This window comes from Kitasatospora sp. NPDC048365 (assembly GCF_043200835.1).
Classification (GTDB): domain Bacteria; phylum Actinomycetota; class Actinomycetes; order Streptomycetales; family Streptomycetaceae; genus Kitasatospora; species Kitasatospora terrestris.
The window spans coordinates 17,812-42,666 of sequence record NZ_JBICYJ010000060.1 but is presented as its reverse complement, the minus strand read 5'-3'; the positions used below and the strand labels follow the sequence as shown (position 1 = coordinate 42,666).

The 24,855-nt window shown below is 70.4% G+C and carries 20 protein-coding genes; 9 read left to right on the top strand and 11 right to left on the bottom strand.

The window, feature by feature from the left end; genetic code table 11:
- Nucleotides 1-37 precede the first annotated feature (37 nt).
- From ACGFX4_RS37255 to ACGFX4_RS37235, 5 genes are all read right to left on the bottom strand, one after another.
- On the bottom strand, nucleotides 38-4,699 hold the full coding sequence (locus ACGFX4_RS37255; protein WP_393084685.1) for an NACHT and WD repeat domain-containing protein: 4,662 nt from the start codon (nucleotides 4,697-4,699) through the stop codon (nucleotides 38-40).
- The gene (locus ACGFX4_RS37250; protein WP_393084682.1) at nucleotides 4,696-5,730 is read right to left on the bottom strand and encodes a hypothetical protein; all 1,035 of its coding nucleotides are present in this window, start codon (nucleotides 5,728-5,730) and stop codon (nucleotides 4,696-4,698) included. The genes ACGFX4_RS37255 and ACGFX4_RS37250 overlap by 4 nt, the downstream gene beginning before the upstream one ends.
- Nucleotides 5,727-6,611: an AAA family ATPase gene (locus ACGFX4_RS37245; protein WP_393084679.1), complete on the bottom strand. Its 885-nt coding sequence runs from the start codon at nucleotides 6,609-6,611 to the stop codon at nucleotides 5,727-5,729. Before ACGFX4_RS37245 ends, ACGFX4_RS37250 begins: the two co-directional genes overlap by 4 nt.
- A gap of 80 nt (nucleotides 6,612-6,691) precedes the next feature.
- The gene (locus ACGFX4_RS37240) at nucleotides 6,692-8,221 is read right to left on the bottom strand and encodes a serine protease (protein WP_393084676.1); all 1,530 of its coding nucleotides are present in this window, start codon (nucleotides 8,219-8,221) and stop codon (nucleotides 6,692-6,694) included.
- A gap of 17 nt (nucleotides 8,222-8,238) precedes the next feature.
- Entirely contained in the window at nucleotides 8,239-8,556 is a 318-nt protein-coding gene (locus ACGFX4_RS37235) for a CU044_2847 family protein (protein ID WP_393084673.1), read from the bottom strand.
- 375 nt (nucleotides 8,557-8,931) lie between these two features.
- Between ACGFX4_RS37235 and ACGFX4_RS37230 the strand changes: the two genes are divergently transcribed.
- A complete protein-coding gene (locus tag ACGFX4_RS37230; RefSeq protein WP_393084670.1) occupies nucleotides 8,932-9,249 on the top strand; it encodes a DUF6247 family protein in 318 nt (105 codons plus the stop codon).
- Between the two features lie 765 nt (nucleotides 9,250-10,014).
- Here ACGFX4_RS37230 and ACGFX4_RS37225 read toward each other — a convergent pair.
- Nucleotides 10,015-14,067 (bottom strand): trypsin-like peptidase domain-containing protein, encoded by a 4,053-nt coding sequence (locus ACGFX4_RS37225; RefSeq protein WP_393084667.1) that lies wholly within the window; start codon nucleotides 14,065-14,067, stop codon nucleotides 10,015-10,017.
- Between the two features lie 109 nt (nucleotides 14,068-14,176).
- Nucleotides 14,177-14,527, bottom strand: a complete 351-nt coding sequence (locus tag ACGFX4_RS37220; RefSeq protein WP_393084665.1) for a CU044_2847 family protein — start codon at nucleotides 14,525-14,527, stop codon at nucleotides 14,177-14,179.
- Nucleotides 14,528-15,643: 1,116 nt separating this feature from the next.
- Here ACGFX4_RS37220 and ACGFX4_RS37215 point away from each other — a divergent pair.
- On the top strand, nucleotides 15,644-16,153 hold the full coding sequence (locus ACGFX4_RS37215) for an HNH endonuclease (protein WP_393084662.1): 510 nt from the start codon (nucleotides 15,644-15,646) through the stop codon (nucleotides 16,151-16,153).
- A 132-nt stretch (nucleotides 16,154-16,285) separates the two neighbouring features.
- On the opposite strand, the gene ACGFX4_RS37210 is transcribed toward ACGFX4_RS37215, so the two are convergent.
- Together ACGFX4_RS37210 and ACGFX4_RS37205 are read right to left on the bottom strand one after the other, a co-directional pair.
- Nucleotides 16,286-16,813, bottom strand: coding sequence for a GNAT family N-acetyltransferase (locus ACGFX4_RS37210; RefSeq protein WP_393084659.1), 528 nt, complete (start codon nucleotides 16,811-16,813; stop codon nucleotides 16,286-16,288).
- The gene (locus ACGFX4_RS37205) at nucleotides 16,810-18,075 is read right to left on the bottom strand and encodes a helix-turn-helix domain-containing protein (protein ID WP_393084656.1); all 1,266 of its coding nucleotides are present in this window, start codon (nucleotides 18,073-18,075) and stop codon (nucleotides 16,810-16,812) included. The genes ACGFX4_RS37210 and ACGFX4_RS37205 overlap by 4 nt, the downstream gene beginning before the upstream one ends.
- Nucleotides 18,076-18,365: 290 nt before the next feature.
- On the opposite strand from ACGFX4_RS37205, the gene ACGFX4_RS37200 reads away from it, so the two are divergent.
- From ACGFX4_RS37200 to ACGFX4_RS37170, 7 genes are all read left to right on the top strand, one after another.
- On the top strand, nucleotides 18,366-18,776 hold the full coding sequence (locus tag ACGFX4_RS37200; protein ID WP_393084653.1) for an ATP-binding protein: 411 nt from the start codon (nucleotides 18,366-18,368) through the stop codon (nucleotides 18,774-18,776).
- Nucleotides 18,773-18,955: a hypothetical protein gene (locus ACGFX4_RS37195; protein WP_393084649.1), complete on the top strand. Its 183-nt coding sequence runs from the start codon at nucleotides 18,773-18,775 to the stop codon at nucleotides 18,953-18,955. Before ACGFX4_RS37200 ends, ACGFX4_RS37195 begins: the two co-directional genes overlap by 4 nt.
- 21 nt (nucleotides 18,956-18,976) lie before the next feature.
- Nucleotides 18,977-20,125, top strand: a complete 1,149-nt coding sequence (gene amcB / locus ACGFX4_RS37190) for a cyclophane-forming radical SAM peptide maturase AmcB (protein WP_393084646.1) — start codon at nucleotides 18,977-18,979, stop codon at nucleotides 20,123-20,125.
- Complete coding sequence (amcA, locus tag ACGFX4_RS37185; protein WP_393084643.1) at nucleotides 20,116-20,289, top strand: multiple cyclophane-containing RiPP AmcA; 174 nt, start codon at nucleotides 20,116-20,118, stop codon at nucleotides 20,287-20,289. Before amcB ends, amcA begins: the two co-directional genes overlap by 10 nt.
- 83 nt (nucleotides 20,290-20,372) lie before the next feature.
- Nucleotides 20,373-21,059 carry a pentapeptide repeat-containing protein gene (locus tag ACGFX4_RS37180; RefSeq protein ID WP_393084640.1) on the top strand — a complete coding sequence of 229 codons (687 nt, stop codon included), beginning with the start codon at nucleotides 20,373-20,375 and terminating at the stop codon, nucleotides 21,057-21,059.
- A gap of 23 nt (nucleotides 21,060-21,082) precedes the next feature.
- Entirely contained in the window at nucleotides 21,083-21,799 is a 717-nt protein-coding gene (locus ACGFX4_RS37175) for a hypothetical protein (RefSeq protein ID WP_393084638.1), read from the top strand.
- Nucleotides 21,800-22,064: 265 nt separating this feature from the next.
- Nucleotides 22,065-22,538: a hypothetical protein gene (locus tag ACGFX4_RS37170; protein ID WP_393084635.1), complete on the top strand. Its 474-nt coding sequence runs from the start codon at nucleotides 22,065-22,067 to the stop codon at nucleotides 22,536-22,538.
- Between the two features lie 209 nt (nucleotides 22,539-22,747).
- Here ACGFX4_RS37170 and ACGFX4_RS37165 read toward each other — a convergent pair whose 3' ends face one another.
- Nucleotides 22,748-23,920, bottom strand: a complete 1,173-nt coding sequence (locus tag ACGFX4_RS37165; protein ID WP_393084632.1) for a hypothetical protein — start codon at nucleotides 23,918-23,920, stop codon at nucleotides 22,748-22,750.
- Nucleotides 23,917-24,501, bottom strand: coding sequence for an RNA polymerase sigma factor (locus tag ACGFX4_RS37160; protein ID WP_393084629.1), 585 nt, complete (start codon nucleotides 24,499-24,501; stop codon nucleotides 23,917-23,919). The genes ACGFX4_RS37165 and ACGFX4_RS37160 overlap by 4 nt, the downstream gene beginning before the upstream one ends.
- Nucleotides 24,502-24,855 lie beyond the last annotated feature (354 nt).

Here is a 24,855-nt window from a genome sequence, read left to right as displayed (position 1 = left end):
GTTCGGCGGGAGTCATAGCCGATACGCCCGCGCCCTGTCAATGGTCCACACCACCTTCTGAGCGGAAGACGACCGAGGGCGGCTGCCTGTACGTCAGAACTGTCTGATAGCGATCGAGTTGGGGCGATGAGAGAAGGCAGTCCACCGACACTGGTCCGCTGGGTTCCACCGTGGACACGGCCCAGAGCCAAACCATCTCTCCGGGCGGTAGCCACAGCGGCGGCCGGAGCCCACCGTCCGCGTCGCGACTGACGGGTTGGGGTGTCCCGGTGGTCTCTGCGGTGTCGGGGGTGAGGCCGAACCACAGATCGATCGGGAGGGGAACAGTCCCGGCCCGGGCGGTCACGGTGGACAACTCGACGTCGGCACGGGCGAGGAGACCGAGCTCGGCGACGATCTGCTCATCAGCCACCGGCCGCTTGAGCGACACCCCTTCGTCGGGGAGTTCATGTGGTGCGACGGACCCGGCGACCCTGGGGGGAGGTAGCGATCCGCGTCCGTCGAGTTCGAGCAGCCACAGGTTCCCGGTTGAGTCACGAGCGGCGAGCCAGCCGTCCCCGGCCGCCAGAGCGGTCACCGCGCCGTCCAGGACAACGGTGTGGAGCGGTCTCGGCACCCCCGGCTGCCAGAGCAGCAGCTGGCCGTCGGCACCCCCGGAGATCAGCCGACGGCCCACACTCGCGAGAGCGGTGACGGCACCCGTATGGGCGAGCAGTTGCTGGGCGGGCCAGGAGGGGCCGAGCGATAGGAGGCGGATGGTACCGTCGGCCCCTCCAGCGGCCACCCAGCGACTGTCGATCGTCGTCAGGGCCTTGACCGGGCCGGGGCCGGCGGTGAACACGCGGACCGTCCTGGTAGTCGAGGCGTGCAGCAGGTGGACGTTGCCGTCCGCGGTCCCGACCGCGACCAGACGGTCGACGGGGTCGAGCGAGGAGACGGGCGCGAGCGAGGTGACGCGGTCAGGGAGCTCCGTGTCGGCATTGGCACGAGCCGTGCCGCCCAGTCGCACCTGCCGCCCCTCCGACAACGCGAACATCCTGTGCGGCAGGCTGGCGAGAAGGGCCGCTCCCGTTAGCGGAGGTGTCTGTACAGGGAATCGGGGTACCGCCCAGCCGCCTGCATGCACCGGCCGGAGCTCCCAGGCATGCCCGTCGGTGTCCAGGGCGACGGCCAGCTGCCCGTCCGAGGCGACCGACATCGCCCTCAGCTGGGTCTGCAAGGGCTCCTTGTGGTCAACGGAACCGTCCTGAAGAACCGTCACCATCGACCGGCCCACAGTCAAGGAGGCGCGGTCATCCGTGATCGCTAGACCGCCCAGACCCTCGTGGGGTGTGCCCGGCACGGAGAGCAGGTCCCCGTACTCGACCGAGCCGTCCCCGCACAGCACTGCGTAAGCGTCGCCCCTCGCGCTGACCGACCGGATTCCGCCCGGGAAGCCGCGCACCACCTCCCAGGCCGGACCGCCGTGTGACGACCAGTGGCGAACCGTGCCGTCGGCGCCCCAGGAGAGGATCCCGCGTGAGGTCTCGAGGCATCCCGTCACGGCGTCTTCATGCCCAGTGAGGACCAGCGAATCGAGGCCGGTGGGGCTCCAGATCCGCAACGTAGCATCGGCGGAGGCCGAGACCACGCGGCCGTCCCTGAGCATGGCCAGGGCCAAGACAGGTCCTTGGTGGCCCGCCCGCCGGGCAGTTGGGGAGTTGGCCGAACGCCCTGCGTCCCACCACCGTACCCAGCCGTCATCGCCGCCTGTGACGAAGTCGGGCTCGGTGTGTAGCAGTTGCAGACAGCGGACGGCGCCCCGGCCGTCAGTGAACACCCTAGCCCGGCCGCGATCGGCGTCCCAGAGCCGGATGGTGCCGTCTTCGCTCGTGGTGATCAGCGTGAGCAGCGCCTTGCTCTGTGCAGCGGCGGTGACGCGGGCGCCGTGGCCAGTCAGCAGGCTGGTTCGGCGTGCCCCGGCAGGGGACAGATACTGCACGGTGCCGTCGGCGGCGGCCAGCACCGTGCCAGCCCGAGTAGCGGCCGCAAAGTCCACCATCACCCTGAGTGGCCCGAGAGTGGTGAGATTGGGTACCGAGGGAGGGTAGACGGACACGGACACGACCTCCCCGTCCGACCAGGCCACAATTCGGTCGTGACCGGCTACGGCTGCCTGGAGCGAGCTGCCGGGAATCCGCAGCAACGCGTCGTTGCCCGGGCAGCGGGCGGTGGTCGGGGTGACCAGAACCAGACTCGCGGCCCGGCCCAGCAGCCCGGCGGCGAGGTGCCGTTCTTCGGCGTACCGGAACGGGGTACGGGAGCCCCGCAGTTCGTGGTCGCCCAGGACGTGGGAGACCCGAAGTGGTGGACGTGCCAGGAGCTCGGTGAATAGCTCATCGAGCCGGTCCGCCCGGGGCACACGGGCGCGCAACCGGTCGTGCAGTTGGGCAGCGAAGGCAGCGGGCGGCACCTGCGCGGTGGCCAGAGCGTGAACGGCCTGGCGGAGGTGGGTGACGGACGGATCGCCGGTGCGGTCGGCCACCTCGGCGAGGTCAGCCACGAGTGCGGTTGGATCGTCGGCGTAACGCGCCCGTAGATACCTTAGCTTGAGGCAGAGGTCGATGGCAGTGGAGGGTCGATCGGCTGCCAGGGCGTGGTGGACGGCTGCCGTCAGCCTGGTCCGAGAGGTGAGTTCCACGGCGAGTGGGGCGGGGTGCCGAGGAACGAGGTCGGCCAGGATGGCATGGGCGAGTCGGAGGTCAGCGCCGTTGGCAGCCAGCTCCCGAATGCGTTCGCCGACCGTGGGGTCGGCGAGCCGGACCAAGTCGTCGAACGCCGACGGCTCGACCAGTCGGGTCTGCGTGCACACCTCCTTGAACCGTGCCCAGTCGTCCGATTCGGCCAGGGAATCCGCGCAGTCGGCCCAGGTGTTGCGGCCTTCGGCGGCCGTGAGCAGCAGCAGCCAAGGCGTCGGATCGACGCTGAAGTGCCTGGTGAGGAAATTGAGTTGGGGCTCCCAGCGGACGGTCAAGGAGGGCGGGATGTCGTCGAGTTCGACCGATCCGGCAGGTCGGCCGCGCAGCCAGGAGAGGAGGCGGCCGAGCCGGCCCGGCAGCGCGTCCACCAGGTCGAGGAGTTGGCGCCCCTCCCCGGGGAGCGGTACGGCGAAGGCCCGTGCCAGGTTGGCGCGTTCGTGCACGAGCATGGCCCGGCAGAGCTCGGTGTTGTCCGTCAGGGCGACGGGGCGGAGGCGGATACGGGTGGGCACCAGCCGACCCCGTAACGCGGCAAGACGGTCCGGGCTCTCGGCCCGCAGCCCAAGCAGGCAGCGAACCCCAGGGGGGAACCACGTGGGCACTGGGTCCATCGGTGGCCGGCTGAGCGGATCGAGATCGCCCGCCACGAGGCCATCGAGCATGATCACCAGCGGCCTGGCCTTGAATGCCCCTACCGCAGCCAATGCGCCCAGGCCTTCGGCGAGCCCGCGTCGGCCTGACTCCGGTTCCGCTCCGGCAACCTGTGTGAAGTCGGGATACTCCGCGCAGAGTTGATCCAAGAGCGATGCCTCGAGCGGGCCGGATTCGTCGCGCTCGGGCGACCCCGAGCCGAAGAAGTGCTCAATCACCGCGACACCCCGAGCGCGCAGCTCGTCGGTGGCGGCGACCAGCAGAACGGACTTGCCGCAGCCCGGCGGCCCCCACACCGCGACCCAGTCCGTGGCATCGGAGGGATCGGCAAGGAGTCGGCGCACTTCGGCCAGCTCCGCCGACCGGTCAAGGCAGGGCCGCAGCCCTGCCTTGACGGCCGCGTGCCACGGCTCGTCGAACCGGGCCTTCCGGTCGGTCGGGCGGAGCCGGTAGGCGAGCCCGGACAGGAAGACCAGCGTCACCGTGTCCGTGCCGGTCTCCACCCGCACGGGCTCACCGGGATTGACACCGACCCGGACACTTCTGGCCCGTTCGCCGTCCTGCCACCGTGCTTCGACCACCAGAGGGTCGGTCTGCGGGATGCCCTCCAGCGGGAGCGCGTCCGGGTCGGTGGCGCCGAGCACCACCGCACCGTTGAGGAGCCGGACGGGCAGGCTGGTGGTGGGCAGCCCCTCGAGTAGCCAAGGCAACCAGAGCTCGCCCTCCTCCGGCGTCAGGGTATCGCTGACCTGCCCGGCCCGACCGTCCAGCAGGGCCCCGGCGGCGGCCTGCGCGGCTCGGGACACCGGTGCCGCGGCGATGTCGGCGGGCAGCCGTGCGACGGCGCCCAGCAGCCACCGGGCCATGCCCTTCTGACCCGGCTGCCGAGCCAATTCGGCCAAGCCGGCCAGCACCAGATCCTCGATCAGCTGCAGGGCCCGCGGCGGCCGGGCGGCATCGAGGTAGTTCACTTGCTCCTCGAGTCTGACCGACCAGTGCGCCTCCAGGTGTGCGGCATGCACGAGTTGCCACGCCTCGCGCAGCAGCCGCGTGTGGTCGGGCGCGGCGAGCTCACGCCGCAGTGCACGGGCCACCGAGGCGTCCAGTGCGATCGCGGTGATGTCCCGGGCAGTCACCAGGTCGCTGAAGTACAGGTCGGCTTCGGTATCGGCGCCAGCGCCGGGGATCAGCAGGCGCAGGCCGCGCAGCAGCCCCGGCTCCACCCGTACAGCCAGTGAACAGGCCAGGGCAAGCCGGGCCGCGGCGGGGTTGGCCGCGCGCAGCCGGGCGATCCGGGTGGCCGGGGTCATCGCGGGCCCTGCAGCAGCTCGGCCGCCCGGCCGGCAGCGCGGCGGGCCCGGCCGACATCGGTGACGCGGTCCCAGCTGACGACGGCGAACCGCCGGGAGGTCCAGTCGGGACGTCGATCGGGCGGGTAGGGCACCAGGAGGACCAGCGGACAGCCAGCGGTGTGCACGGTCCGCGCGAAGGCGAGCCACTCCTGCGCCGAGGCCGGTGTCACCCCGATTGCCGCCGCACCGATCCCGAGGTCGGTGGCGACCAGCACGGCGCAGGGGTGCCGTGGCGGCTGGTACGCGGATTCGATCCGCCGGTCGGGCAGTGGGCTCACCGTGTTCGGAGTACCCGCGAACCGCAGCGCGGTGACCTCCTGCTGACCGACGACCCGCCTCGCCCGCTCGGTCAGCAGGCGCAGGTCCCGAAGGAACGGGCGCATCGACGGGCCCATGTCCAGCAGCAGGTGCAGGCCGGTCCGGGTGGTACGGGCTGGCGCGAGTGGCAGCTCGTCGATCGGCTGACGACGGGCCAGCAGGTCCAGGGCACGTGGGAGGTCCAGCTCCGTGCCGGGGCGGTCGATGGCGGCGAGGGCGGTGATGACCGCCCGATGGTGGTCGGCGCGGAACAGCTCAGCCCCCACCAGTGCCCGGTCCGGTGGCTCGCCGGCCGGCGACAGCGCATCGAGTAGCTCGGTCACCGTCCCCGGCATCTTCCTGGGCGGCAGGGGTGAGGCCGGCAGCCGCTCGGCGGTCATTGAGCGGCCCGGCCGGGGGTCATCGCCCCCGGCGCGGACTGCCTCGCTGTCCTCGCTGCTGCGCCGGCCCCCTCGACGATCCGCAGCGGCCGGTGGCGTGGAAGGTGGTGCCGGCGGCGATGGCAGCGGCTCGGATGTTTCAGGAGCGGGGAGGTCGAGGCTGATCCCGAGCATCGCAGCGGCGCGGGCCAGTACGTTCGGTGAGCTGGGCCGCAGCCGCGCGGCGACCCGAACCAGATCCCCGAGCGCATTCGGCGGGCGGCGGTAGGGGGCCGGGAACAGCGGGATCATGGTTGGTCCAGCCCGGGCGGCTTGTGCGTGGTGGCCTCGACGACGGCCGCCCAGAGCGGATCTCCCGGACGGATGCCGGTGCCGACCGCCGCCGAGATGGTGTCGAGGTACTCCGCAGTGCTGATCGTGACAGCCGCTCCCGGGGCCGGTCCGCCGTCGCCGCTGCCGCCCATGAACTGAAGAATGTCGGCGAAGAGGCCCGCCGACTCCGCCGGGAAGTGCGCGTGGGCGATCTCCCTGAGTCGGGCGGGGAGAGGCGGCCGCAGTACGAGGACGACGCAGCGGCGCAGGAAGGCCTTGGGCAGATCGCGCTCCTCGTTGGTGGTGACCACAACCAGCGGCGCCGCCGAGGCCGCGACCACCGGGCCGTCCTCTCGGCGGAAACAGTACGAGCCGAGCGGCTCCAGGAGGTCATTGGGGACGTCCGGGTCCGCCTTGTCGATCTCGTCCAGCAGGACCACGGCCTGGTCGGCCTTCAGCACGCCCTCGTTGGGGTCCGGTAGCGGGCCGGACGCCGCGGACCCGACGCCGCGGCGGCGGGCCGACTCGGGCTCGAAGGCCCACCAGAGGACGCCCGGAACGACGTAATGCGGGCGGGGTCCGGCCTGCCCGGTTGAGGCATCGGAGAGCCGGGCCACCTCGTCGACGGTCCACAGGAGGTCCCTGGCCCGGGTGCGGGAGGAGATTGTCGTCCGGTAGAAGCGCCGCCGGAGGTGCCGGGCGACGTTCGGTGCCAGTGACGACTTCCCCGTGCCGGGGTGCCCGCGGACCAGGAGCGGGCGGCCTGTGGCCAGCGCGATGTTCACGGCCAGCACGATCTCTTCGTCGTAGACGTAGACCTGGTCCGTGGTCCGGTCGCCGATCCGGGCCCTGTGCTCCAAGCCGGGGGCCAACTTGCCAGGCTCGGGATCGGGCGGTCGCAGGGGAGGGTCGAAGTCGCGTCGATAGTCCCGCTGTCCGATCATTTCTCGGCCGCCTTCCTAAGTTGGCACGCCGTGTCGTGGTACCACTGCACTGCGTACGCCTCGTCCTCGGGCGGCAGGGAGGCGGGCAGCGGCATTAAGTCGGGGGCCGCGCCCAGCCCGGGTGCCAGACTCGGAGCGAAGATCGCGAAGGTGCAACCCGGGAACTCCTGCCGGAGAGCAAGCAGGAGTTCGGCATCCTGGTCGGCCGTCCCCGGGGGCAGCACCAGCAGGAGGTCACGGGCCTGATCGAGGGCGTCATCGCGCCTCTGCCCCCAGAGCCTCCGGACGGCTTCCTCATTGCTGCTGTCGGCGACGTCGGTCAGGTTGTCCAGCAGTTCCGCACGGATCGCGTGCAGCAGCCGCGCCGGCAACCCCGTCTCCTGGTCCGCCTCCGCGTCCGGCGTGGTGAGTTCGGCGATGGCCCAGTCGTCCCTGGTGGCCGCCCGGCCGACATACATCCGCCCGGTCAGCCGGTCCGCGCAGGGCACGTGCACGACTCGCGGGCGGTTCGCCGCACGCTCCTCGGCGAGCAGGGCCGCACCGTGCGGCTCGACCCATGGCCGTTCATGCACCCAGGAGCAGCACGCCGTGTCACGGAGAACCTGTTGCGCCCTGTCGGCCTCCTTCCTGATCCGGGCTAGGCGCTTGAGCGGGCCCCGGAGCTGCTCCAGGCGGAGGTCGAGGAGTGTCAGGGCGAGCTCCTCGGGGGATGGTGCTGGCGGGCTACCGCCTACCAAGGCCTCCAGCATGCTCTGGCGCCACTCGGCCTCGGCTCCGGCGAGCGTGTCCCTAATCCGGTTGAGCACGCGTCCGAACCGCAGGCGCAGCGTCTCAACGCTGTCGACCGACCGGGTGGCCTCGGCGTTGAGCTCGCTCAACTGGTAGCCGGGGAACGCCGCGAGAATGGCCTTGGTCGGCAGCAGTACCGCGCCAGCGTCCCAGGCTAGATCACGGCTAAGCTTCACGATGCCCACGACGATCCCGCGCTCCAGATGGATGACCGGAGCCCCGCTGGCGCCGTGCTCGACCTTCCGGCCCTTGGTCAGGAAGAGCGTCAGGCCGCTCGGATGTCCGCGCGGGCTGTCGTAGCGCATCAGCATGCCGTCCTGCATCGGTATGCCGGGCTGTGTCGACCTGTCTCCGATCACTGGCCAGCCGTAGGCGTACAACTCGTCGTCGTCCCCTGGCACCAGATCGGTCAGCTCAATGCACCCGTGTCCGTGGAGTAATTCTTTAGCGGCAGCCACGTCGAGCAGTGCAACGTCGGGGAGGTCGTAGTTCGAACTCACCACCGGCGGCTTCCGGTCGAGCACCCGAGCGGGGAGCTCCCGGCCGTCGCACAGCACATAGACTGTGGTGCCCTCCGGGACGACATGCGAGGCGGTCAGCACCCAGCTCTCGGTGACGAAGAACCCCGTGCCGGTCATGGTCTCCCGGCCGGAGCCGTCGCGCGCGCTGACCCGCACCGTCGCGGCCAGCAGAGCGCTGCGGTGGTCGTCCCGCTTGGTTCGGTAGGGTACGTCCACGACTGCCACCCTGGAGGTCAGCCGCCCCATTCCAAGGTGATCTTGACCGCCGCCTCGCCGGCCGCGTTGACGAACAGGCCGGTCATCACCCCGCTCTTCATCGCCACCTTGACGCCGAACTCGACGGATGCCTTCTTCGGCTTCGCCTGCTCCAGCGCGTGTTGGAAGGACTGCGCGAGCTGAGTCACGGTGGCCATGACCTGCCCGAAGTCAGGCAGCCCGCTCCCGACGAGCACCTCACCGCCACCCGGACCACCGTCCAGATCAAGCGCCTCGACGAGTAACCGGCCGCCATCCGGAGCCTCGGCCACAAGGTAGTGCGATTCGTTCGCCATGATCCACCTCCGCAGACGCTGGATCGCTCGGCTACTCCTCCTCTACCGTAGCCTTCGCGGCCGACCACGTCCCCCCGACGAACGCGCTGACCAGCCTGGCCGGCAGAGAATCTGCCGGTTCCGCCACGTCATGGACGATGCAGAACATTAAGAGCTCGCGCGGATAGACGGGCGGTCATGGTCGGCGGCGGGGGCGTGTGTCCCAGCGGTGGGTGGTTTAGGCCCGGCGGATCAGGCTACGCGCGGTGATGATCGTGTCGGCGAGGTCAAAGAAGGCTTCGATGGCTTTGGTTCGGCGTTCTAAGCGAATCCGCCCATCACTCGGCCTACTGGAATTGCCGTACCGTGGCGGACGACGAAGTGAAGGAGATTCGCATGAGCGCCCAGCCGAACCACCTTCCCACTGCACCGCAGGCCCCGGCTCCGCGCGCTGCTGCCCGTCTCCTCACCCGCATCCGCGGCCAGCAGGACCAGGACCGCAGGGCGCGATGGCTCCAGGCGTTCGAACGGGACTGGGCCAAGGCCCTGGAAGACTCCCGCCAGACCTACGACCTGACCCCCTTGCACGATGTGGTCCGCACCTGGCAGGTCCGACTCGACAGCGCACCCGCCGTCGACGCCTTCACGGCTGGCGGTATGCACGACGAGGACGGAATCGACCTCGACCAGCTCTTCCCCTCCACGCGCCCGTGAACGCCCCGCCCTGGCCCGCCCGCCTCTCCCCGAAGGCCGCCAGACACTCGCAGCCCTTCCCGTACACACCCGGCAACTCGCCCGGGACCTCCTCGACATAGCCTCCCGTGCCCCCTGGGGATGGCCGGCCTGGGACACTACCGACACCGAGGGTGAGGACAGCCGCTGCGCCAGCGTGGGGGAGCTCAGCCTGATCTACCTGGTCAACCGTCAGGCGGGACGGCTGTATGTGATCGACATCGTCTGGCTCGGCTGAACGAGGCAGCAGCGCGCCGGTCCGGGCGGGAGGCCCTTCCGCTTCTCGTGCCGAGGGCAGCGAGTGTCGTCAGCGCGACCCGACCACGTCGGTGAGGCTTCGGGCAACTGCACGTTGAAGGCCTGGCGGCCCCGGGTCTCGTAGAGCCGCTGGCGTTTGCCGTCGCCAGCGAGCGGGTTGACCATGAAGGGCGCCGCTGCCTGTGGCTGAGAGCCAGCCACCGAAGAGCGCGACGGGCGGTTGCCGGTGGTCGCCGTCTCCGAGGCGCGACTCGGAGGAGTGTCTTCCACCGCTCAAGCGACGCTACCGAGCGCTACCAGCTGGCGATCGGTTCGGGTGGCTGGAAGTCCGAACCGATCGGGATGGGCGGCCGAGCAGCAGGACAACTTCGCTCCCCTGGGGCCGGAGCGACGGCAACACCCCGTTAGCAGGTCGGCCCGGTGGCTAACGTCGACGGTTGCACGACGTTCGGTCGAATGACGTGCCAAGGCTTGCGGTGTGCCGACTGGTCAGGCCGGACAGATCGGCCCCAGAGGTCGGTCGGGTAGGTAGAAGGCTTGCTCGGAGTCGGTGAGGTCGCGGGCGACGGCCTCGCAGACGGCGCGGATCGCGGTGTCCGGTGCGGCATAGGGCCAGAGTCGCGCGGTGCCGTCCGAGCTGGCGGTGGCGACGGTGCGCCCGTCGGGGCTGAATACCACGGAGTTCACCCCGCCGCTTTGGCCGGTGAGGGCGGTGATGAGAGCACCTGTGTGCACGTCACGCAATGCCACTGGGCTGGAGTATTCAGCAGCGGCGAGGGTGCGCCCGTCGGGGCTGAACGCCACCGATGTTGCCCTGCTGTCCGTGGCGGTGACGCTGGTGCCGGTGGCCGGGTCCCACAGGGCAGTCGGGCTGTCGAGGCTGGCGGTGGCGAGGGTGTGTCCGTCGGGGCTGAACGCCATCGAGCGCACGCTGTGACCGGTGAGGGTGGCGATGATGGCGCCGGTGGTCACGTCCCACAAGCGTGCCCTGCCGTCGAGGCTGGCGGTGGCGAGGGTGTGTCCGTCGGGGCTGAACACCACCGAGAGCACGCCGAGGCCGTGACCGGTGAGGGTGGTGATGGCGGCACCCGTGGTCACGTCCCACAAGCGGACGGTCATGTCTCTGCTGGCGGTGGCGAGGGTGTGTCCGTCGGGGCTGAACGCCACCGAGCGGACTTCGTCCGCGTGGCCGGTGAGGGTGGCGGTGGTGGTGCCGGTGGTCACATCCCACAGGCGTGTCGTGCCGTCGGAGCTGGCGGTGGCGAGGGTGTGTCCGTCGGGGCTGAACGCCACCGAGAGCACTTCCCCGGTGTGACCGGTGAGGGTGGTGATGGTGGTGCCGGTGGCCATGTCCCACAGGCGTGCCGTGCCGTCCGAGCTGGCGGTGGCGAGGGTGTGTCCGTCGGGGCTGAATGCCACCGATGTCACGGCATCGGTGTGGCCGGAGAGAGTCGTGGCCGTGGTGCGGGAGGTGCCGACGGTCAGGTCCCACAGGCGTGCCGTACTGTCGCGGCCGCCGGTGGCGAGGGTGCGCCCGTCGGGGCGGAACGCGGCCGATTCCACCCCGCCCGTGTGGCCTGTGAGAGTGGTGACGGTGGTGCCGGTGGCCACGTCCCAGAGGCGTGCCGTGCCGTCGAGGCTGGCGGTGGAGACCGTGTGCCCGTCAGGGCTGAACGCCACCGATGTCACGGAGTTGGTATGGCCGGTGAGAGTGGTGACAGTGGTACCGAGGGTCACGTCCCACAACAGTGCCGTACCGTCTCTGCCGCCGGTGGCGAGGGTGTGTCCGTCGGGGCTGAACGCCACCGAGTAAACGTCGTCCGCGTGCCCGGTGAGAGTGGAGAGAGTGGTGCCGCGGGCTATGTCCCACAGGCGTGCTGTGCCGTCGGAGCTGGCGGTGGCGAGGGTGCGCCCGTCGGGGCTGAATGCCACCGAGAGTACGTCGTCGGTGTGACCGGTGAGCGCGGCAACGGTGGAGCCGGTAGCCGCATCCCACAATCGGACGACGTTGTCGCTGTCGCCGGTGGCGAGGGTATGTCCGTCGGGGCTGAACGCCACCGAGAACGCGCCGTGGGTGGGACCGGCGAGGGTGGCGACCGTGGTGCCGGTGACCACGTCCCACAACCGTACGCCGCTTAGCCTGCTGGTGGCGGCGAGGATGTTCCCGTCGGGGCTGAACGCCACCGAGTCCACGTCCCCGCTGTGCCCCATGAGAAATTTGCCGCCTGTGCCGCCGAGGGTGGTGACGGTCCTGCCAGTGGCCACGTCGTACAACCGCACGGAGTCGTTTCCGCCGCCGGTGGCGAGGGTGTGTCCGTCGGGGCTGAACGCCACACAGTTCACGCCGCGGGTGTGACCGGTGAGACGGTGGCGCAAGGGAAGGTTCGCTGCGGCGCTGAGGCTGGCGATGGCTTCCTCGGTCGGGCTGCTGCGGTAGGCGGCGACCGCAAGGAGAGACGCACGATCGGGATCGGCGCCGATCAGGGATGTGGACTGGGCGGCGAGCTGCCGGGACTGCGCGGCGAGCTGAGCCGTGACCGATGCCCGCCACTGCCAGAAGGCCACACCCGAGGCCGTCAGGGCGAGAACGAGGACGGCCGACAGGATGATGTTGAGGCGTCTGCTGCGCCGGATCGCGCCCCGCTGGCGGCGGCGGCCGGCATTGATGAAGCTTTCGAGGTCGGCCGGGAGACGGCGGTTGCGCGCCCACTCGGTGCCTTCAGCCAGGAAGGTCCCGCCGGGCAGGTCCTGAGGGTCGCGGTGCTGCTGCCAGCGGGCGTACTGCAAGCGGGCACGGTGGAGCCAGTCATGGAACCGGGCGTCCTGCTCGACCCACCCGCGCAGGGCTCCCCAGTCTCGGATGAGGGCGTCGTGGATCAACTCGACCACGGGAGTGCCTTCGCCCTCCGCCGGGCCGGATTCGCGCAGCCGGTCGGTGGTGACGATGCGATGGCGGACGAGGACGGCCAAGACCTCGTCGACTCCCGCCAGCGCCTCGGGCGTGCCGCCGTCGGCAGCCAGGTCACGCAGCGCGTCGAGCGGGAGCTGTTGGCGCACCGCGGGAGTCCGCAAGGTTTCGTCGGCGGGGCGCACAAGGGCTGTCAGGATCCTCTGCGCGACCCCCCGCTGCCGTTCGTCGAGTTCGCCCAGCGCCGCGTCGCACCAGTCGGCCAGGGCCCCGGTCACGGCGCCGATGCGGCGGTAGGCATCGTGGGTGAGGCGCCCGTCGTGCTCCCCGCGGCGCTCCCACAACCGGGTGAGCGCGACTTCCAACAGCGGCAGCACGGTGACCGGCGCCTCGGCGTCCGTGGCCGCGTGGGGGTTGAGGGCCAGGACGTCGGCGACGATCCGCTGCGCCAGCCCGTCCTCGAAGCCCACCTCCAGGTCACGGGCGGGCCCGGTGACGATCGCGTCCAGTTCCTCGCCGGTCAGCACGGCGGGCACGTTGAGGACGCCTCGCGAGTGCAGCGCGGCGCGCAGCAGGCCGGGGGCCATGGCGGACAGTCGGGCGTAGAAGTCGTCGCGCATCACCAGAAGTACGTTGACGGTGGTGTGCGAATCGACTGCCTGGGTGATCCGTTGGAGTGTCTCCAGGGTCTGCGGTCCGCCGGTGGGTGTGAGGAGTTCCTCGAACTGGTCGATGACCAGCACGACACGCTCGGGGACCAGGTCGACGGTCAGCGGGTCGGTGACGGTCGTCTCGATCGCTGCTGCGGGGGCCGCGGAGAGACCGGCCCGTTCGAGGGCCGCCTGCAGGTCCGGTCCGGGCCGGGTGAGTACCTGTCGCCAGCGGTCGCTTCCGGGCAGCCGGCCGTCGGCCAGCGCGGGCAGCACCCCGGCTTGGACGAGGGAGGACTTGCCCGACCCGGAAGGTCCGAGGAGCAGCACCACCCGGCGCCGCCCGGCGAGGCCCGTCAGGACCTGGCGCACGGCTTCCTCGCGACCCCGGAACCAGCGGGCGTGCTCGGCGGTGAACGGCTCCAGCGCCCGGTAGGGCGACACGTCATGCTCGCCGAGAGCTGGCCAGACCTCGCGCAGTACGGTGGTCGGGGTGGCGTACGCGATGCCCAGGCCCCGGTCGTAGGCATCCGGTGCGGTGATCGAGGTGAGCATGCCCACGACCAGGCCGGTCACCTCGTTCAGGACCGGACCTCCGCTGAATCCCGTCGTGAGATCGTTGGCGCCGGTCAGCTGCAGCAGATCACCGCTGCTGCCAGCGGCCGGCAGCAGGTCGCCGGCTGAGGCATACCCGAAGTGCCCGCCCGGCGGGGCCTGCTGGGGGAAGCCGAACGAGCGCACCCGGTGCCCACGGCAGCCTGCCGCCGACCCCAGGGCCAGAGGGGCCGCCCCCACCGGGCGGTCCAGGCGCACCAGGGCGATGTCCTGTTCCTGCGGTTCACGCCACCCGTCCTCCAGCGCCCGGCCGGTGACCGTCGGGGCACCGGGCGCATGCGGGAAGGCCAGCTCCACCATGTCCCCGGTGCCGTAGCCGCCGTCCTCCAGAACGTGCGCGCAGGTCACCAGCAGGTCCGCAGCGACCAAGAACCCTGCCCCAACGACCGCCCCGGCCCCGTCACGGACCTGGGCGACGGCAGCTTCCAGCCCTTGACTGCCACCACACCGGCCGGCGTCACCCGGAACGTCCACCGGGTCAGGCCGACGTGCCGTCGGCAGCCGCAGCTCCCGATTCGTCCTTGCGCCACACCATCTTCACTGTCAGATGGCAGTTCGCCGCCGTCTTGGTGATCACGACTCCGGCCTCTGTCGCGAGGTCGACACCGAACTCGACCTCCAACTCCGCCGGACCCGCGTCCCGCAGCCGGCTCAGCACGGTGCGGGCCATATCCGTCACCGGTTCCAGGGCCGCGTTCAGACCCGCGGGCAGGTCCCGGATCGCCTCCCCGATCCGGCCGGCCTTCACAGGCCCCACCCCGCCGTCGGCCGCCTCGACAAGAATCGAGCCCCCGCCCTCCAGCGGCACCCGCGCCAGCTGCTGCCCCATGTAGTTCCCTCCCTCTGCTGCGCCCCCTGGCGATCGCACCGACACCGTACTGGCGCGGACGCACTGAAATCCGGCCAACTGCCCAGTAGGGAAGTCCCGGAGGCGGAGCAGCGGGGCGGACGGTGTCGTGGAAGGCGTGCTGGAGCCGTTCGAGGGCCGCGGTGGAGCGGCCTTGAACCATCGCCTCCGTGACGTCCGGGTCGCGCCCTGCCGTCAGGATGGGCATCGCAAGCGCTCTGGTATTCCAGAGCGGGCTGCGCTCCTACCAGCGCGAGGCCGGAGGCCTGTCGTTCCGCGCCATCGCCCGGAACGCCCAGCTTGAACGGTCGGCCCCTCACCAAGAGCACTGTTCACCGCATGCTCTCGCCCGGCGCGGGATACCTCACTTGGGAACAGGTGGAAGCCTTCCTCGTCGGGTGCCGACCGGAGAAGCTGCCCGACCTTGCTGCATGGCGACAGGCGGGGCAGCGACTTTTCCAACGGTCGCTCACACCGACGGACTACCAGCGAACCGTCCCCCCCGGCGCAAGAGACGAAGGGCGACGCCGTCCTCAGGTTCTTGGAGAGCAGCATCATGGAGCAGCCGGTCCGGGATCTCCTCGACGGCGCGTGGCAGCAGCGGGCGAAAGAGCGGGTCGACCGCCTCCTCGCTGCTCACGGTCACCGACCGGTCCCCGCATCGAGGCCGCAGAGCGTGATCCTCGGGAGCACGCATCCAGGGTGGCCGCACAACCGTACGATGCCGGACGGCGCCTGACCTCGTAGCCGGCAGCGAGACCGCACAGTCCTTGGCGCCGCGTCGCCGGCCCTTGACCAGCGCCCTCCGACAGCCCGCGACGCTCCGCTCGGGTGGACGGTAAGTCAGCCGACCAGGTCGACGCAGAACGTGCCCAGGAGCTGCTGGAGGGTGTCCGACAGAAGTTGGCGCGAGACGTCCTCGCATCGATCATCTGACCAGCGGGCCGGGCGACCTACCGCATCATGCACGAGGACACGCGCCACCCGTGCCGCCCACACCTTCGGATGACCACGAACGGTGGGCCGCCATCAAGCGGCCCTCCCCGCGTTGCTCCGGACAGGCACCAGCATCCGCGTCCACTTTCCTGGAGCCCTGCCGTGCGCCTCCGCTCTGCCTTGGCCGCTGCCCTCGCGGTCGCCACGACTACCCTGCTGTTCACCGCGCCGGTCATCGCCGCGCCGGCCGCCGCTCACCGGGCGGCGGGGGAGACGGTCACCACCACGCTGTACGAGGCGATCGACGCTCTGCCGGTCGCGGACGAGGACCGTACCGGCTACGAGCGCACCAAGTTCCGGCACTGGATCGACGCCGATAGGAACGGCTGCACCACCCGCGCCGAAGTCCTCATCGCCGAAGCCGTCCAAGCCCCGGTCATCGGCGCCAAGTGTGCCCTGGTCGGCGGGATCTGGCACTCCCCGTACGACGACGTGGTGCTGCAGGAGGCCAAGCTCCTCGACGTGGACCACGTCGTCCCGCTCGCCGAGGCCTGGGACTCCGGCGCCTTCGCCTGGAGCGCGGCAGAGCGGCAGGCCTACGCCAACGACCTGGACGAGCCGCGGGCACTGGTGGCGGTATCCGCCGCGCCTGCGTCGGGGAACTCGGTGTGATCTATCTGGTCAACCGTCAGGTGGGGCGGCTGTATGTGATCGACATCGTCTGGCTTGGCTGAACGCCGCGGCGGCGTGCTTGTCCGGGAGGGCGACTGCTCCGGTTCTTGCCCCGACAGCGGTTGGCTGTTGTCAGCGGGGGCGGATCATGGCGGTGAGACGGGGGGATTCGGGAGTGGGCTGCTGCGCGTTGAACTCCTCGTAGCCCCAGGCTTCATAGAGGGCTTGGACTTTTCCGTCGCCGGCGAGGGGGTTGACCATGAGGGTGACGCGGTCCTCGGTGCGGGTTGCCAGCAGGGAGTCGTGGATGCGGCGGGCGGTGCCGGTGCCACGCCAGGGGGTGCGGACGCCGATCTCCTTGATGACCAGGACCGGGGTGTCGGTGTAGCCGTCGGGCAGGGGTTCGGTCATGCGCTTCCAGTACCGGTCGCCGGCGTCGGCGGTGTTGCCGTAGGCGTATCCGACGGGGATGTCGCCGTCGTAGCCGAGGACGAGTTCGAAGCCGGGTTCGGTGGCGTGGCGGTCGAGGCGTTCGGCGAAGGTCTCGACGCGGTAGTTCGGCAGGTGGAGCAGGGGGGCCCGGACATCGGCGTAGACGTCCAGGAGGTCCTGGCGAACCCGGGGGGAGAGGTCGAGGTGCTGGCGGAGCTCGACGGTCACGCGGGGGTCCTCCTGCTGTCGTGGGTGTACTGGGTCCAGGTGAGGTCCGGGCGGCTGCCGGCGGCCCGGTTGTGGAGCTTTGTGCCGAAGAGGGCCAGCATGCCGGTGACGCGCGGGTGGGTCGAGGCCTCGGCGGGGACGGACATGGCGGTGGCGACGGCGGGGTCGATGTCGCCCTGGGCGAGTTGGGCGTGGGCGAGGCGGACGGTGGTGATGGCGTGGGAGCGCTGCATGGCGCCGCGGCGTAGGGCCATGGAGCGGTGGGCGTGGGCTTCGGCGTCCTCCCAGTTCCCGGCGGACAGGTGGGCGGCGAGGGCGAGGGAGTCGAGTTCGGCCTGGTCGTAGAACGCGGTGATCCACATGGGCCTGGACGCTGCGTCGTCGGCGCGGTCGAGGGCGTCCTGGGCGTGGCCGAGGGAGCGGCGGACGGCGTTGGTGTCGCCGGTGAGGCCGTGGATGGCGGCGTGGCGGGCGTGGCCGAGGGAGGCGAACAGCGGGTCGCGGCGTGCGATGGGCAGGCCGCGGGCGACGTCGTTGGCGGCGAGGGCGTCGGTGGGGCGGCCGAGGTGGCGGTAGAGGCTGCCGGCGTGCGACCAGATCCGGAACTGGATGGACGAGTCGCCGGACATGGCGGCGACGGAGGCGGCCTTCTGGTGGTGTGCCAGGGCGGCGTCGAAGCGGCGGCCGTCGATGGCCGCCCACATCGCGGACGACATGAAGGACGCCGCGCTGGCATACAGGGCGGAGCGGATCCGCTGGGTGGCGCTGCCGCGTTCCTGGAGGGCGAGGGCCTCGTCCGCGAGCTGGACGGCGCGGGTCTCGATGCCGATCCGGCCGCCGTGGCGGTGGTCGCTGGCGACGACCTCGGCGAAGCGGGTCTGCAGGAGCTGGAGGTCGGCGGTGCCGATCCGGCGCGGGGAGGGGGCGGCCGCGGTGGCGGCGAGGGCCGCCGCGGCGGTGCCGCCGGCGGCCGCTATGAAGTCGCGTCGCCTCACGTCTGCCTCCGGTGTGGTGCGGGCCCGGCTGGTGGGGGTGAAGCCGAGCTGTTCGGGTGTGCAGTCGAATACTGCCCCGAGTGCGACCCGGATCTTCCCCGGGGGCCAGCTGGTCGCACCGGTCAGCCAGTTGTGGACCGTGCGCTCTGATACGGTGCCCGGCTTCCCGGTGAGGATCTTGATCTCGGCATTCACTTCGCGCGCCAACTCGGCCTTGGTCATGCGGCGTTCGGCCATTCTGCGGCGGAGAGCGACGTTGGCCACCATGCGGTCAACGTAGCCGGACAGTCACCTGCTGTGCAGGGCTTCGGGTAATGGGGTCGTCAAGTTTTCCGGTTGCCGGTGGACCCGACTGCACCGAACTTTTCCTCACTTCCGTCGTGCTGATGGTCGTTCACTGGGTGGGCGGCCGTTACCGGACCCCCTCGGTGGCGGCCGCCTATCTCCCTGCCCACGTGTCTGGAGTTCGCCATGTCTGTGCCCGTCCGTCTTCCCGTACGGCTCTCGGCCGCCCTGTGGCGGCACTCGGGCGGGCCGTCGTGACGGGGGAGGCCGTGGTGCTGGAGCCGACGGCGCTCGCCGAGGTGATTGTCGACCTGCCCTACCGGCCGCAGTCGGCGGCGCAGGCCCGGAATGCGGTCCGTCGAGCCCTGCTCGGGTGGGGCCTCGACGACCTGGTCGACGACGGCGCCCTGGTGGTCTCGGAGCTGGTCGCCAACGCCGCGAAGACAGGCTGCCACCAGGAGATGGCCCTTCGGATCACCCGTTCGACGGCCGCCTCGGTCCGGATCGCGGTGACGGACGGCTCCCGCGCCCTTCCGGTACGGATCAAGGCCGCGGGCGCCAGTGCGGAGTCCGGCCGCGGCATCGACCTGGTCCACCGGCTCACCCGAGGCCACTGGGGCGTCGAGGTGGAGACATTCGGCAAGACCGTTCACGCAGACCTGCGACGCGGCGGAACACGGTGACGGGCCGGGGCTGCGACCGCGACCCGGTCGCCGCGGCCCTCCGGTCGGTCTGGACGGTCGGCCACCTCGTCGTGCTCGGCCTGCTCGCCATCGTGGCCGACCATCAGCTCACCGGTGACCCGCTGTCCCGGCTCACGGCCTCCGCCCCCGACACCGAGGCTCCCGAACCGCCCGCCTGACCTTGCGAAGGAGAGCGCACGATGCACACCCTGGCTGCCCGTTACCGGCGCCGCATCGCCCGCCGCCCGAAGACGGTGGTCGTGCAGCCGGACGGCTTCTGCAACCTCGACTGCTCCTACTGCTACCTGCCCGAACGCGACCGCCGCACTCCCATGCCCGTGGCGGTCGCCGAGGCGGTGGCCTGCTCGGCCGCCGAACTCGCTGCCGCCTCGCCCGAGCCGATCGAGATCGTCTGGCACGCGGGCGAGCCACTGGCCGTCGGCCGTCGGCGCTTCACGGAGCTGCTGGCACCGTTCGAGCCGCTGCGGAAGGCCGGACTTGTCCAGCACTCGATGCAGACCAACGCCGTGCTGATCACCCCCGCCTGGTGCGACTTCCTGACCGAGTACGGGTTCCGGGTGGGGGTGAGCATCGACGGCCCGGCCGCGCTCAACCGGCAGCGCGTCGACTGGGCCGGGCGCCCGGCCTTCGACCGGATCATGAAGGGCATCGGCCGGCTGAGAGAGTGCGGCGTGCGGTTCTCGGTGATCGCGGTCGTCAGCACCGAGAGCGTCGGCGACCCGGAAGGGCTGCTGGACTTCATGGCCGGCCTCGGCTGCCACAGCGTGGGGCTGAACATGGAGGAGACGGAGGGTGTCAACACCGACCGGGCGGTGCCCACGGTCGAACAGGCCTGCGAGTTCTGGCGCCGCACCATCGCCTGGTCCCGGCGCCATCCCGAGCCGGCCGTCCGGGAGGTCGACCGGCTGGGCAGCTACCTGCGGGCCGTGCGCGCCGACGGCCCCTCCGCCTGGGACGGGCTGCTGATCGACCCCATCCCGACCGTCTCCTCGGCCGGGGACGTCGTCCTGCTCTCGCCCGAACTCGCCGGGATCAGCGACCCGGCGTATGAGGACTTCCGGGCCGGGAACGTCCTGGAGTCGAGCATCGGCTCCATGCTGGAGCGCGGACACGAACTCCGATACGTGCGCGAGTTCCTGACTGGCCTGGACGAGTGCGAGGCCACCTGCGAGTACTTCGGGTTCTGCCGCGGGGCGCAGGCCGGCAATCGCTACTTCGAGAACGGCCGCCTGGACACCACCGAGACCAACTACTGCCGCGTGTCCAAGCAGGCCCTTGTCACCGCACTGTCCGATACCGTCCGAGAGGAGCAAGCCGCATGCCCCTGATCGAACTTCTCGCCATCGCCGACACCCCGGTGGTCGCCGACCTCACCGCAGGGGGCCTGGACGCCGTTGCCGCCGCCGGGTTCGACAACCGACCCACCTGGGACAACGCCGGCTCATCGTTCGACAACCGGCCGACGTGGGACAACTGGCCGAACAAGAGCTGACAGCACCACCCCGAAACACCGCCCGGGCCCGCACCCCAGCGGGCCCGGGCCGGCCCCTGAACCGAAAGAGCGGAGCACACGCAGTGGACAGCACCTTCGGCCGCGTCACCGTGACCCTGCCCGACCTGAACGAGCCCGGCCTGTACCTGTCCAACGTCAGCACGCTCGACTCCGCACGGGGCATCGTCCAGGACTTCCGCTACGCGGACGCGAACCTGCGGGACCTGGAACTCGCCGACACCAGCCTTATCACCGGCCGCGTCACCGGTCTGCGCGCCGACCGCGTCCAGCTCGACAAGGTCCGCCTCGACTCCGTCGAGTTCGACACCTGCGACCTCGCCACCGCCCGCATCACCGACACCAAGTTCTCCCGCGTCGTCTTCCGTAACTGCAAGATCATGGGTGCCCAGCTCACCGGCGTGACCCTGGACAACGTGCTGTTCGAGAACTGCAGGCTCGACTACGCGACCTTCGAACAGGCCCGGGCGACCGGCCCGCTGGTGTTCTCCAAGTGCGTCCTGACCGAGGCCGCGCTCACCGGCTGCGACCTTGGCCGGGCCGTCCTCGACTCCTGCAGCCTGCAGGCGGCCGAGTTCGGTCGGGGCAAGTACCAGCACCTCGACCTGCGCGGATGCGACCTGAGCACGATCCGCGGCGCCGCCAACCTGAGCAAGGTCATCATCGACCGGGCCCAGCAGGCCGAACTCGCCGAGGCCCTGGTCGCCGAACTCGACGTGACCTTCGCGGACACCCTGGACGACCGCCGGTGAGACCAAGCCGGGAGGAGCCCGGAATGAACCTCGCCATCGCCCACCACGACCCCGCCGCCCTCATCGCGCGCTGCCAGACCGCCAGCGTCCGCACCGTCGACTCCGACCCGACCTACGAGCCAGGGGCCGTCCTGCCGGCCGGCCCCTGGCAGTCCCTGACCACCGCCCTGGCATCGCGTCTCATGCCCACCGCCGACACCGCGAACGGCACGTTGGTCGAGCTGGTCAGGCTCCCGGACGGGCCAGCGCCAACCAGGCTGGAATCGGTGACCGATCGGCTTGGCGACCCCGACGCCGTCCACCTCGGCCAGGCCGCCAGCCCCGCCAACGCCGTCACCACCACACCGAACTACCAGGACGGACGTCGCATCGGACTGCACGTCGACAACTGGGACAAGCTGCCCTACCACTCGAAGCACCTCGGCCGACGCCGCCTGTGCATCAACCTCGGCCCCGGCACCCGCTACCTCCTGCTCGGCACCGTCGACATCCAGAGCATCTGCCGCACTCTCCACCCCGACCCCGTCGACCGCTACCCGCACACCGACGACCTCCGCACCTACGTCACCCGCGGCCTCCCGCTCACGGCCCTCCGCATCCGCCTGGACCCCGGCGACGGCTACATCGCCCCCACCGAACTGCTGCCCCACGACGGCTCCACCGAAGGCCATCCGGACCCGTCCACCGCCGCGTTCTGGCTCGGCCACTGGCCACGAGGTGTCCTCGGCTCAATCATCTGAGTGACGCGCCGCTCGGCTCACGGCACCACTGTCCGAGAGAACGCGCGTCGTGAGGTGTCCGGGCCCCGGGAGCATCGGAGCCGGCGGGGCGGAGCCCGGAGAAGCCCCCGGGTGTGGAGGATTCCCTGGCGCACCCGTAGTTCCTCCTGCGTGGGGTGGTCGTGGCGTCATCGCGGCCTGGCTCCGGGTGGGCTCAGGTGTCGGTGAGGCGGCGCAGCAGGTGGGCGAGTTGTGTCCGCTTGGCCGAGATGAGTCGGGCCAAGGCGTGGTTGTCGACGCGCTGGGCGTCGGAAGCGGCGTTGTGGAGGAGTTCCCGGCCTTCGGCGGTGAGGCCACCGCCCGCGTCGACATGCACCGCAAGATTCGCACGAGGTATGGCCTCACCGGCATCGGTCCGCTCGCCGCGTTCTCGGACAGCGTCATCTACCCCGGCCCACCAGGCTGGCGCGCTCGCCGTCGTCCCGCGCACCTCCGGTGGCGGCCAGGTCCCGGGTGCGTTCCGCCTCGGCGTCCAGCCACCGGCACCACCGCCCCCGACGGCCGGCTGCGCCAGCTGACCAAGACCCTCCCCGCCGACTATGCGGCCCGCCTCTTCGACGCGCAGCTTGCCGGCGACGAGGAGGCCGCCAAGGCGGTTCTCGCCGAGTGCATCCAGAACGACTACTTCAAGGAGGGCGGCCGGGCCGACGCCTTGGAGGTGCAGATCGACGAGATCGACCACATCGAGTTCGACTGGTGACCGGGTGCGGGCTGGCCGACGACCGGGTGAAGGAGCTGCAGTCCCTCGCTGCTCCGTGATCCCGGGACTCCGCAATGCCGGACCTCCGACACGTTGAAGAAGGGGTGCCCGGCCACAGAGGCCGGGCACCCCTTCCCGCGTCGGTTGCTTCGGAAGGCCGAGCTCTACGGGTTGTACCGAGGCTCTCGGCGCCGACTGCGCTGGCGGCCCTACGCCCACGAGAGGTCCGTTGCTGCCGCGCCCGGCCGGACAACGTAGATGCCGGAGCCGGCGCGGGTCTCCTGTGAGTCGCTCCGAAGCCGTTCGATATCGACAGCGGGAGGCCACCGCGTGGAGTATTCGGACCAGCGCACCCCTTCCAGATTGATGCCGGTGAGATCGACGGTGCGCAGGTCGGCCTGAGTGAAGTCGTCCAGCAGGTCGTACAGAGTCCCCAGCCCGGCGCCGTCAACCAGCTCAAGCCCCAGACGGCGGACCGCACGATCGAGGTTCCGGACAAGGGCGCGGGCAAGGTCGCGGAGCAGGTCGAGACCGTGGATCTGGCCGAGGTCGGGGTCGACGTCGAAGACGAAGTCGCGGCCGAGGCCGGTGACGAGGTCAGTAGCGACCTCGATGTCGAGGCCCCTGATGAGGACGTGCGCTAGGAGGCGTCCAAGGATGCGGGCGCGGTCGCTAGCGACTGCGAGTGCGAGGTCGATGTCTAGATCGAAGTCGCCGTGGGGGGCTACGTCGAGGTTGCGGTCGAGGTCGCCAGCGAGCTCGACTTCGAGAGCGTGCGCTAGGTCGCCAGCGCGCCCAAGGTAGCTGGCGAGCTTGAGGTCGCGGTGGCGGGCTACGCCGAGGTTGTGGTCGAGGTCGCGTGCGCAGGCGAGGACGCGGACGAAGTTGCTATCGAGGCTGCGCGCGAGGTCGAGGTCGATGTAGTGGACGAGATCACGAGTGCGGGCGAAAGCGCGGTGCCGGGCGCGTGCGAGCGCGAGATCGAAGGACAGCTCGAGGGCGCGGACGAGAAGTGCAGCAACGATGCTGGCGGAGACGAGCGGGTGGTGCCGCAACGCGAGGCGCCTTTGAGGGCTGAGAGCGGCGATGTGCTGGAGATGGTCTTCTGAGTTGATCGCCGCACCGGTATCGAGGGGCACGGCGTCTCCGGTCGCAGGGGTGGATGCCGTCGCTGGGAGGATCGCGGCCAGACCTGCCTCGATGTCCAGTGTGTGTGCGAGGTCCTGGGCCAGATCATCGTGGTGTGCATAGACCAGTACCTCGCACAGTCCTGCCTCCACGTCCAGCACACCAGTGAGGCTTTCGACGAGGTTCTCCTGCTGCGCTGCGAGCCACTGGTCCACCGCCTCGTCCTCGGAGGGATGCATCGGCGCGTTAGTCATGCGTCCTCCTCTACAGCGTTGATGCGCCGGGCTGCAGCGCGGCGAGCCTTCTGCAGATTCCCGCGGACAGCATCGGGCTTGATCTGTAGCTCTTCGGCGATCTCTGACGGGCTGTAGCCGGACACAGTCCAGGCCAGTACCTGACGTTGGCGGGGCGGCAGAGCCCTCATTACTTCCAGGAAAACATGCCTGCCTTCCAACTCCGCCAACTCATCGGGCCGAGGCAGTAAGACACTCACACCATCGGGCACCTCGTCGACCAAATCCTCCTCGACCCGGCTGAGGTGGCGCACCAGGGCCCGAGAGGCGACCCTCCGAGTCCATGCCTCGGGCGCCCGGATTTCCCGCCACTTGCGGTGCGCGGTGATCATTGTCTCCTGGGCGAGGTCGGCCGCCAGTTGTCCCTGGGCGCCCTGATACATTAGGAAACCCACCAGCTTGGGCATGAAGCTGCGGTAGAAGGCACCAAACGCCCCCTGAGTGGATTCCTCGACGTCGGCTGGTGTCCTCGGGCCGCCTACGCCAGACGGCGCAGACAGCGGTGAAGAAGTCCCCGCCTCCGCAGACTCGTTGTCGGTCACCTGCGCCGTCCCCCCGGCCGATGTGAATGCTGCGGGATCGTCAAGCTCACGCTGCCACCGTCGCCGCGGACCTCGCGGAAACGGCTCCCGCTTGGCAAGGACCGAGCCAACGCCACGAGGGTCTGTCGGTGCGCCTGTTCCTGATTTACCAGCCAACGTAGCCTCATGTACTGGCATACCGCAGCAGTCACGCGAACCCCAAAGCCCGAGACAGCTACCACTGCCGACGCAACGAGCGGATCCATCCCACCCCTCCCTCCAGAAGCCCGCCCGACACGAGCCCTCATTAGGTAAGAGGCACCGCACCCCCTCAGCGTGAACCGTGGGTCCCGAAATCGCGCCGAACGGTGCATG